The 10510-nt window shown below is 27.9% G+C and carries 9 protein-coding genes; 2 read left to right on the top strand and 7 right to left on the bottom strand.

Annotation, left to right across the window (positions count from 1 at the left end; all coding sequences use genetic code 11):
* The 6 genes from H518_RS0107690 to H518_RS0107665 all read right to left on the bottom strand — a co-directional run.
* Positions 1–563: cysteine peptidase family C39 domain-containing protein (locus tag H518_RS0107690; RefSeq protein WP_028888514.1), on the bottom strand; the 563-nt coding region annotated here is incomplete at its 3' end.
* Positions 564–653: 90 nt separating this feature from the next.
* Positions 654–866, bottom strand: a complete 213-nt coding sequence (locus H518_RS0107685) for a hypothetical protein (protein WP_028888513.1) — start codon at positions 864–866, stop codon at positions 654–656.
* A 96-nt stretch (positions 867–962) separates the two neighbouring features.
* The gene (locus H518_RS0107680) at positions 963–1175 is read right to left on the bottom strand and encodes a hypothetical protein (RefSeq protein WP_028888512.1); all 213 of its coding nucleotides are present in this window, start codon (positions 1173–1175) and stop codon (positions 963–965) included.
* Between the two features lie 124 nt (positions 1176–1299).
* Positions 1300–2886, bottom strand: coding sequence for a vitamin K epoxide reductase family protein (locus H518_RS0107675; protein WP_028888511.1), 1587 nt, complete (start codon positions 2884–2886; stop codon positions 1300–1302).
* A gap of 47 nt (positions 2887–2933) precedes the next feature.
* On the bottom strand, positions 2934–5603 hold the full coding sequence (locus H518_RS0107670; protein ID WP_081411168.1) for a CHAT domain-containing protein: 2670 nt from the start codon (positions 5601–5603) through the stop codon (positions 2934–2936).
* A gap of 5 nt (positions 5604–5608) precedes the next feature.
* Positions 5609–6061 carry a hypothetical protein gene (locus H518_RS0107665; RefSeq protein WP_028888509.1) on the bottom strand — a complete coding sequence of 151 codons (453 nt, stop codon included), beginning with the start codon at positions 6059–6061 and terminating at the stop codon, positions 5609–5611.
* A 107-nt stretch (positions 6062–6168) separates the two neighbouring features.
* Between H518_RS0107665 and H518_RS0107660 the strand changes: the two genes are divergently transcribed.
* Positions 6169–6726 (top strand): RNA polymerase sigma factor, encoded by a 558-nt coding sequence (locus tag H518_RS0107660; protein ID WP_028888508.1) that lies wholly within the window; start codon positions 6169–6171, stop codon positions 6724–6726.
* Positions 6723–7520 carry a tetratricopeptide repeat protein gene (locus H518_RS0107655; RefSeq protein ID WP_028888507.1) on the top strand — a complete coding sequence of 266 codons (798 nt, stop codon included), beginning with the start codon at positions 6723–6725 and terminating at the stop codon, positions 7518–7520. Before H518_RS0107660 ends, H518_RS0107655 begins: the two co-directional genes overlap by 4 nt.
* An 88-nt stretch (positions 7521–7608) precedes the next feature.
* Here H518_RS0107655 and uvrA read toward each other — a convergent pair whose 3' ends face one another.
* Entirely contained in the window at positions 7609–10431 is a 2823-nt protein-coding gene (gene uvrA, locus H518_RS0107650; protein ID WP_028888506.1) for an excinuclease ABC subunit UvrA, read from the bottom strand.
* Positions 10432–10510: the final 79 nt, after the last annotated feature.

Genomic DNA, 10510 nt, shown 5'->3' with positions numbered 1-10510 from the left:
AGTATTAATTGCAGTAAACTACCTGCAAGTAGTCCGATAATTAGTTGGACTATAAATTTTTTGTATTTGAATAAGTATTTGAATATAAATGAGAATCCAAACTTTTCATCTTCTTCAAATTCTTCATTATAAAAATGAGGAGTAGGTTCTATTAATAGCGCAATGCCTTCTTCAGTATTTTCATTAGCATTATTTCCAATCCAAGATTGAATAAACTCTTCTTTGGTAAAAGATATTAATCCATGAGCAGGATCAGAAATGTAGATGGTGTCTTTTTTTATTTTGTAAAGTACTACATAGTGATTTTTATTCCAATGCAGTATACATGGTAATGGAGCTTCTTGCAGTTTATTATATGATAATTTTATCCCTAAAGATTTGAACCCCATTGATTCCACAGCATCACTTAAACCAAGTAAACTGCTACCTTCCCGAGTGGTTTCACTTAGTTTACGTAATTGTTGGGTATTAATAGTTTTACCATAGTGTTTAGCTATGATTTTTATACATGTAGGTCCACAATCTTTGGCTTCAGTTTGTTTGTAATTTGGAAATTTTTTCAATGAATAATTTTTAGAAAAATAAGGAGGTAATTATTACCTCCTTAAATAAATCACTTGTTCTATTTATAAGAACTTTAAAATGATGGTAAATTATTTACACCATCCAATACCTAAACTGCCAATGTTAACACATGAGTTACAACAATTGTTTGTACTAGTTTGATCTCTATGACATATTGCACGGTCATCAGCTCCTTTACAAGTGTTCTCACCTTCATAAGTAGGGAAAATAGACCCTCCAAAAATATCTTTTTGAGTTGTTTTGTTTAAAACTTTTCCTAAATTTAAAATTGATTTTTTCATAACTAAGATATTAAATTAATTTTTACGAGGAACTTTTAGAGACACTTATTGTATGTGTCTTTTTTTTATCTAAACCTCGAATTTTACTATGTTGTATTAACGACAATCTTCAATTTTACCAGCACCACACTTCCATGTGCACCATTTACAATGGGCTACAGGATAAGTAGTTCCATTACAATAGCATTTTAGACTATCGCCACCTCCACCGTCACCATCTTCATTGACGGGGACAGTGGATCCACCAAAAATATCTTTTTGAGCTGTTTTACTTAAAGATTTTCCTAAATTTAAAATTGATTTTTTCATAATTAAAATATTAACATTATTTATTCAGTGAACATTTAAAGACACTCACTGTATGTGTCTATTCCTCGCGAGAGAATTTTGTTTAAAAGATGAAGCCTTCTTAGGCTTTACTCTTTTTATAAATTTATACCATTACTAATGGTTTACAGTTTTCTTCTAATTCCTCAATAAAGAAGGTTAAATCTGTTCTGCTATATTCCTTAGGGAATGATTTTCCGTTTATTAAAATTTCAGGAGTAAAATTAATAGCATTTACTTTACACCAATTACTTCCTTTTTCTAATTCAGAAACATAATATTTTGTGTTATTGCAATTTCCCCACTTTTTTAACCAAGCTTCAGTATCTCCGTTTTCATAGATTTCAGACATTGCTTTAATGCAAATTATTTCTCCTTTTTTGTCGTATATTTCTAATAGTCTACTTGTTATTTTAACTAAGTCGTTTTTTTCATCTTCGGTATTAATAGTAAAACGAGTAATTATTTTTACATTTTGGTGATATCTCTGTAATATTTCATCAATGTGTTTATGAATTGGCTTACAATGTCCACAAAATGGGTTGGTTACTATTACAATTTCTAAGTTAGAGTTTGGGTTTCCAAAAATTATTTCTTTACAGTTTTCTATTTGAGTATTTAATTGTGGTGATTTTTGTAATAAGCTATCAAATAAGGTATAGTTTCTTTTAAACTTTACATATTCGATTTTTTCCTTTTTTAACTGATTAAGGTTGGTAAATAAAGGTTTTAAGTAGTGCCAAGATAACCAGGTGACTAACACGACTAAACTAAAAATAACAACATCTGTGATTATAAAATTAGTAACATAAGTATTTGTAATTATAGGGATTAAAGCTTGTAGCCATAAAACCCCAACAATACTTACACAAAGTAAACACCATTTTTTTACAATCGCATATTGGTAATATAAAGAGTATAAGGTAATTGGAATTGCAATTAAGCTTGTAGTATATGAAATTGCCGGATTAATGGTTTGAAAAAAAGTTAAGAGTGTTAATCCAGTAAAATATAGAATACTAAAATCACTTAATTTGTAGTTTTTAAATATTTCAGCTCCTTTAGAAGTTAATACTGCGTCACAGTCTTTTTTTTCATCAGTTCCAGAACAAAAAGCATCACCTATAGTTGTTTTTAAACCTAATTCTTGTTTTATGATTGCTACACTAATTATTATACCAATTATAGATAATATTAAATATATAAATACATATAAAGAAGATGTGTTTAGGTAAATTAAAAATGAGGTTAGTAAAGTTAAAGCAATTAGTGCAATAATTTTGGTAATATTAAAGCTTGTTTTTAGTTGTGTACTATCTTCAGATTGTTCTACAGCAACAATAATACCTGTAAAATTTTTAAGAAAATAATTTTTAGAAACTCTCTCTCTTTTATTTTCTGTGTTATATATAATGCAGTTAGTTCCTTCCTTTTCTACAGTAACCAAATTTTTACCTTGTTCAGTATTAACTTGTGCTATAAAACAATTAGGTAGTTGTAAAAGAATTTCTGCATTTACTGGTACATCAGCAGCTACATTTTCGATGTTAAAATGATCTAAAACTCCTGTTATAGCATGTAAGCTAGGGTATGAAGGATGACTTTGTATCTGAAAAGAAAGTTCTTCTTTATCAAAAGATATTTGATTATTTTTTAATAAACGTTGTACTAAGTTAATTAATGTATCTTTCAAAGTATAAAAATATTTAGTTTCTATACTGTTCAATAACTTAACTTATGTTACCCTCTTTTTTTGTTTTTTAAATAAAAAAATAAAAAAAAGATTAATGTAGTCACTAATAGTGTTATATATAGGTAGTTATGGTTTGTTAAATTCATTTTCCCATTATCACCAATTAATACAAAAGAGGCCCAATAGTAAGGTGACTTTTCTGATAATGAATGATTATTAATATATTCTCGTTTTGCATTGGTTAATGCTAATGATTTTGATTTACCACCTTTTAGGTTCTTGTAAAAAGAAGTCATTATAGAAGTTGTTGATTTATCATTTACATTCCATAGAGATGAGATTACAGATTTTGCTCCTGAATAAAAGAATCCTCTAGCGAGACTTAAAACACCTTCACCTGGCTTTATATCTCCTAAATTGGTTTCGCAAGCGCTTAAAACAACTAAGTCTGCATTGTTTTTATAGGTGTATAGTTCGTGTAGTTTAAGTTCTTTGTTGTAAAAAGCTATAGAAGGATTATGGTTTAACGTTGCATGGGTTGCTAAGTGAATCACTTTTGTATTTGAACTTTTATTGATAAAGTTTTCTTTAGATGATTTATTATAAATGTAAATTTCACCATTTAATAAACTACCAATGGTTTCTATTTCTTTTTTTGAATGTTTTAATTGAGGACTCTTTGAATTGATAAAATCAATAGGAGCAAAGCCAATAAAGTCATTTGTTGTTTTTCTTTCTCTTTTTGAATTAAACTTTAGAAAGGAAAAAGAATATACATAATTAATGTTACAATTTTCTAGTAAATAATTTAAACCTTTTTTATTTGTATTTAAGGCTTCAAAAGGAATGTTTTCAAAGTCAATATCAGGAATAATAGTTACATTTTTATTCTTAATAATTTCTCTAATCTCTTTTGATGGAAATAGTAATTCATAAAGAGAGTAAGAGACGTCTTTAAATCTTTTTAATTCACTCTTTTTTATGAGTGGTCTAGAAATAAGAGTTTTGTAGTTTTTTAGTAATTTTAAAAAATGTTTTGCTTTTTCAATTTTAAAAGGAATGCTTTTTTTATTTGAGATTAACAGGCCAAACAAAGAAGTTTTTTCTTTATCAGAATTAAAATTATTTAAAGTATAGGATACTATAATTTTATTTTCAAGAAGCTGTTCAGTTGCTTTATCTAAAGAAAGTAATTCTCTACTTTTTTTAGAATAGGTATACTGAGGATGTTTTTTTTGAATAGAATCTTTAAAAAAAGTATATTTTTCTTTTAAATTAAATAATGAATCTTTTGTTTTGGTTGTCTGTTTTTCGTTTTCTAGCTGTAGAATATTTTTTTTAAAAAGAAGTTTTTTAGCAGCTGTTTTTAATGGAAGGTTAAAGTTTTTAATATTATTATTAATATCAACAGTTAATAAGAAAGCTTTATTTTTTTCCATAAAACTAAACATTAAAGAGTCGTTGCTTAATAAATAAGATATACGTACTCCAAGCTTGTAAATATTAGAAATTTCTTTTCTCCATAAAAAATGAGAGTTATTTTCAGTACTATATTCTATTATTACTGTTATTAACTTATCTGTTAGATTAACCGTGTTAATAGCTTTATTTAAGTAGTCAGAATTGTTAGTTTTTTTAAATAAATAAATAAGAATCTCTATTTTACTTTTTAAAGCTCTAATTACATTCCTTTTATCTATAACATCAATTAAGGAGTTTTCTGATAATGTAGAAGCATCTTTTTCTTTCGCTTTAAAGCTAATATTTAAAGATATTTGAATATTAATTAAAGCTTTTTCTAAATCTTTCTTTACAATATAGTAATCCGCTAAATTTCTATAGGCTTCAGAAGCTATATTTTTTTGATTAGTATTAAATTTAATACTGTTTTTAAAAAATAAAAAAGAACTGTCGTTTCTCTTTTTTAAATATAACTCACCTAAATTTAGATAGGAGGCAGAAATAAATTTTTCATTTTTTTCAAGAATAGCGTTGTTTAAATTTTTTAAATAATGAAGCTTAGCTTTCTTGTAATTATATGATTTTTTGGATGAGTATAAATTCCCCAAATTTATATTTAAAGGATAGGTATATTTAGAAATATTTAGGTACTGATTTTGTTGTATTATACTATCTCCTTTTTTTAAATAAAAAAGCCCTAACCGATTACTTTCTTTTGTATTTAGTTCTTGAGTTGTTAAAGAGAAGTTAATACACTGGGCAATATAGGTTTTTAATTTAGCATGTTTTTTTATTAAAGGAATCCCTTTCTGAAAGAAAAAAAGGGACTTATATAGGTCTCCTTTTAATCTATAAGAATAGCCTAGTTCACAATAGGATTGCGCTTTTTTTAAAGGGTAGTGATTAGTTTTTGTTACTTTTTCATAATATAATATGGCATTGTCATAGTCTTCATACCGAGCATAAAATTTACCGATGTTATATAAAGCGTTTGAATACTTCTTGTTGTTGTCAAGGCCTTTTTCTTCAAGAGTACTTACTTCTATTTTACCATATTTAATGGCAAGAAAGTATTTCTTTTTTTTATTGAAAAAAAGAGAAATATCATGCGCTATTTTTGCGTAGGTACTGTTTTTTACATATAGATTTAGTATACTATCCGCTTTTTTTTCTGTTAAATCTTCATGTGTTTTTAACTGACCATTAGCATAAAAAGAATAAAATAGCATAAAAAGAAGTGGATAGTATATTTTCATGAAAATTAATTTTGATAGAAAAGTAAGTTAATGGTGTTACAATTTCCTTCATGTATACCAAAATTAAAATTGTTACCGCAAGGAGCAAAAATTTCGTTTAATTGCACTCTAGTTAAACCTTTTTCTTGTTCATCATCATCAATACCAAAACCAATACGCCCTTCAAGTTCAAACCTTATTAAATCAAAAGTTAAAATTTCATAGCCATTAGGGCAATTATAAATATTAGTGATAGGGGCATTTAGTTGGCTACTAATACAGGCTCTTATTTGAGCTTTTTCTGAATTATTAATAAGAGGGGAGTAAAAAATAACTAACTGATTTGAGTAATTAGAGATGTTTGTTTCAGAGAGGTTAGTTTTTGTTGTTAAATTGTTACTTGTTTTAGATGCGAAATTAAAGGTTAAAAAAGCTATAAATAATAACGTAAATTTTAATGCTAAATTGAATTTTTTCATAGTGTAAAATATTTTGTTTTTCTTCTTCTTAGTTCATCATTTTAAAAAAAGTTACCCGCTAAAGTATAAAAGTTTATTTTAGCGCATCAATAAAAAAAAATAAAATAATGGGGGACATTTTTTTAAAAGCACTTATTGATGGAAATTCTAGAAAAATAATTCTTATTTATAATGAGAATTATCCTTCTGTGAAAAAATTTGTGCTTCAAAATAAAGGAGAAATTGCAGATGCTGAAGATGTTTTTCAAAAAGCATTATTGCAAATAACGGTAAGATATAAAAAAGAAAGATTTCAAATAAATACAAGTTTTAATGCTTACTTGTTTACTGTTTGTAAAAATTTATGGCGTAGAGAGTTAAATAAATCAAAAAAGAAGGTAACAGATAGTGAAGTTATTGAACTAGTAAGTGAAGATCAAGATAATTCTTTAGCGTATTTAGAGTTAAAGAGGCAAGAATTGTTTGTAGAAAAGCTAGGTCAAATTTCTGAAAATTGTAAAAAAATACTAACGTTATTCTTTGCAAAAACACCATATGCAGAGATAGTAGAAAGTACAGACTATAATTCAGAAACTGTAGTTCGTCAACGAGTTTTTAAATGTAAGAAAAAACTTACCGAATTAATTAAAAAAGATATTAAATATAATTCATTAAAAGAATTATGAGTTTAGAAGAAGATTTATTAATAGAAAACTATTTAAAAGGAGCGCTTTCTGAATATGAAGAAAAGGATTTTTTAGAAAGAATGTCAAATGATGATAGTTTTAAAGAAAAAGTACTTTTCGAAAAAGAGCTGTTCGAAAGATTCAACGAAAAGGATTGGAGTTTTATTGAAAATACTAATTCAGAAGAGTTGAAAACTCTAGAAAGTGTTTTTAAAAGCGATGATGTAAAAAAAACAAAAGAAGCTATTTCAATGGCTTATGAAGAGTATAGTAAACCTAAAAAGAGGGCTTTAAAATTATCTTATATAGCGGCCGCTAGTGTAGCGATACTTATTGCTGTTTATAGTTTGTTTTACACAACAAATTATTCACATAATGAATTGTATGCGGTATATATACAAACAAGTGAATTGCATTCTAATATTAGTAGAGGTGAAGTGAATCTGGTTAAAGATTTAGCTATAGGCGAAACTTATTTTAATGATAAAAATTATAGTAAAGCCTTACCTATTTTTTTGAAAGTATTGCCTGAAAATAAAAATAAGGCTTCTATATATTTATATATTGCTATTTCTCAAATAGAATTAAGTAAATATAATGAGGCTAAAGCAACACTAGATAATTTAATTAATAGCGACTTAATTGATGCTGAAAAGGGATATTGGTATAAGAGTTTGTTATTTGTGAAATCTAATCAATTAAAAGAGGCTAAAGAACAATTGAAGTTTGTTATTAAAAACTCTTATTTTAAACATAAAGAGGCTAAAGAATTATTAAGTAAGTTAGATAATTAGTACTTCTAAATGAAAAGAAAACATATTAAAGTAGTAGCTTTATAATTATTACATGTCTTTTTAAGATTATTAAGACATGTAATAATTTTTATTTTAATTCCTTTTTCAAAAACTTTGCAGTATAACTGGTTTTATGTTTTGCTACTTTTTCAGGAGAACCAGTAACAAGAACATTACCTCCATTTTTACCGCCTTCCATACCTATATCAATAACATGATCGGCAAGTTTAATAACATCCATATTATGTTCAATAATAAGCACCGTGTTTCCTTTGTCAGCTAGTTTATTTAAAACATCCATTAAAACACGTATATCTTCAAAATGTAAACCTGTGGTAGGTTCATCTAAAATGTAAAAAGTATTACCAGTGTCTCTTTTTGATAACTCTGAAGCTAGTTTTATACGCTGTGCTTCTCCACCAGAGAGCGTAGTCGATTGCTGACCTAAAGTGATATAGCCTAGACCAACATCTTTAATTGTTTTTAACTTACGATATATTTTCGGTATGAGTTCAAAAAAGTCGGTAGCTTCATTAATAGTCATATTTAATATATCGGAAATTGATTTTCCTTTATAGCGAATCTCTAAAGTTTCTCTATTAAAACGTTTTCCTTGACAAGTTTCACACTCTACATGAACATCTGGTAAAAAGTTCATTTCAATTACACGAACTCCACCACCTTGGCAAGTTTCACAACGACCACCTTTTACATTAAAGCTAAAACGACCTGGTTTATAGCCTCTAATTGCAGCTTCAGGAGTTTTTGCAAATAAGCTTCTAATTTCACCAAAGGTACCTGTATAGGTTGCGGGATTTGAACGAGGTGTTCGTCCAATAGGAGATTGGTCAATATCAATAACCTTATCAATATGCTCTAAGCCTTCAATTTTTTTATAAGGCATTGGTTTTTTTACGCCACGATAAATATGAGCATTTAAAATAGGATATAGAGTTTCGTTTATTAAGGTAGATTTTCCGCTTCCAGAAACTCCAGTAACGCAAATCATTTGTCCTAAAGGAAATTTTACAGAGACGTTTTTTAAGTTGTTTCCAGTAGCACCAGAAAGTTTAATAAAGTTTCCATTACCTTTTCTACGTTCTTTCGGTACAGTGATTTGTTTTCTTTCGGTTAAATAGTCAGCTGTTAAGGTGCTATGCGTTTTTAAATCTTCAAAAGTACCTTCGCTAACAATTTTTCCTCCATGTATTCCTGCTCCAGGACCAATATCTAAAACGAAATCAGCTTGCTCAATCATGTCTTTATCATGTTCAACAACTAAAACAGAATTACCAACATCACGTAATTTAATTAGAGAATTAATTAATTTCTCATTATCACGTTGATGTAAACCAATACTTGGTTCATCTAAAATATATAATACACCAACTAATTGCGAGCCAATTTGAGTCGCTAATCTAATTCGTTGAGCTTCACCACCAGATAGAGATTTAGAAGTTCTATCTAAAGTTAAATAATCTAAACCAACATCTAATAAAAACTGGATTCTGGTTCTAATTTCTTTTAAAATTTCAGAAGCTATTTTTAATTTTTTCTCTGAAAGGCTACTTTCAATATTTTCAAACCAAGCAGCTAATTCAGTAATATCCATCTGCGCTAAATCACTAATGCTTTTGTTAGTGAATTTAAAGTGCAAGGCTTCTTTTTTTAATCTATTACCATTACATGTTGAGCATTTAACTTCATCCATAAAGTCTTTTGCCCAACGCTTAATAGCGCTACTTTCTGCATTTTTATATTGATTTTCAATAAAAGCTATAATTCCTTCAAAATCAATTTCATAATTTCTAGTTACGCCAAGATCTTTAGAGTTAATTTCAAACTTATCATTACCACCATGTAAAATAATATTCATAGCATTTGCCGGAATTTTATTTATTGGGTCAGTAAGTTTAAAATTATGTCTGTCAGCAATTGTTTGAAGTTGTTTAAAAATCCAGCTGCTTTTTTGATCTCCTAAAGGAATAATTCCTCCATTTTTTATAGAAACTGTATGGTCAGGAATTACTTTTTGTTCGTTAATTTCATTGGTAGTACCTAGTCCGTTACAATTTGAACAGGCACCTCTTGGTGAATTGAAAGAAAATGTATTTGGTTCAGGATTAGGGTATGCTATTCCGGTAGTAGGACACATTAATTCTCGACTAAAGTAACGAGGTTTCTCATCGTCAACATCAACAACCATTAAAATATTATTACCAGTATATAAAGCTGTTTTAATGGTTTCTTCTAAACGTTTATCAGATTTTTCATTAACAACTAAACGATCAATAACTACCTCAATATCGTGGGTTTTATATCGATCTAGCTTCATACCTTTTTCGATTTCCTTTATTTCTCCATCTACACGAACCCTAACAAAACCTTGTTTAGAAATTTGTTCAAAAAGTTCACGATAATGACCTTTTCTAGATTTAATTAAAGGAGCAAGAATAGCAATACGCTTTTCGTTAAAATCTTTTAAAATTAGCTGCCTGATTTGTTCATCAGAATAACTAACCATTTTTTCATTGGTATTAAAAGAATAAGCATCCGAGGCACGAGAAAAAAGTAAACGAAGAAAATCGTAAATTTCTGTAATTGTACCTACTGTTGATCGTGGACTTTTGTTTGTAGTCTTTTGTTCAATAGAGATAACTGGAGATAATCCATCTATTTTATCAACATCAGGTCTTTCTAAACCTCCTAAAAACTGACGAGCATAGGCTGAAAAAGTTTCTATATAACGTCGCTGTCCTTCAGCGTAAATAGTATCAAAAGCTAATGATGATTTTCCACTACCGCTTAAACCAGTAATAACGACTAACTTTTCACGAGGAATTTTAACATCGATGTTTTTTAAATTGTGAGCTCTTGCTCCGTATACTTCTATGTACTCTTGTTCTTTCAAAGTGAGAATTTTACCAAAAAAGCAAAGTTACAGAAACCAAATTTATTTTAAAGCCGATGTTACAAACAAATGATAGTTA

This window comes from Tenacibaculum ovolyticum DSM 18103 (genome assembly GCF_000430545.1).
Classification (GTDB): Bacteria; Bacteroidota; Bacteroidia; order Flavobacteriales; family Flavobacteriaceae; genus Polaribacter; species Polaribacter ovolyticus.
The sequence above is the reverse complement of the archived record's forward strand: the minus strand, read 5'-3'. Positions and strand labels throughout refer to the sequence as shown.

Excerpts from the sequence above, each read along its gene's own strand:
- H518_RS0107685 (WP_028888513.1), bottom strand. The coding sequence starts at position 866 with ATGAAAAAATCAATTTTAAATTTAGGAAAAGTTTTAAACAAAACAACT.
- H518_RS0107680 (WP_028888512.1), bottom strand. The coding sequence starts at position 1,175 with ATGAAAAAATCAATTTTAAATTTAGGAAAATCTTTAAGTAAAACAGCT.
- H518_RS0107670 (WP_081411168.1), bottom strand. The coding sequence starts at position 5,603 with ATGAAAATATACTATCCACTTCTTTTTATGCTATTTTATTCTTTTTAT.
- H518_RS0107665 (WP_028888509.1), bottom strand. The coding sequence starts at position 6,061 with ATGAAAAAATTCAATTTAGCATTAAAATTTACGTTATTATTTATAGCT.
- H518_RS0107660 (WP_028888508.1), top strand. The coding sequence starts at position 6,169 with ATGGGGGACATTTTTTTAAAAGCACTTATTGATGGAAATTCTAGAAAA.
- H518_RS0107655 (WP_028888507.1), top strand. The coding sequence starts at position 6,723 with ATGAGTTTAGAAGAAGATTTATTAATAGAAAACTATTTAAAAGGAGCG.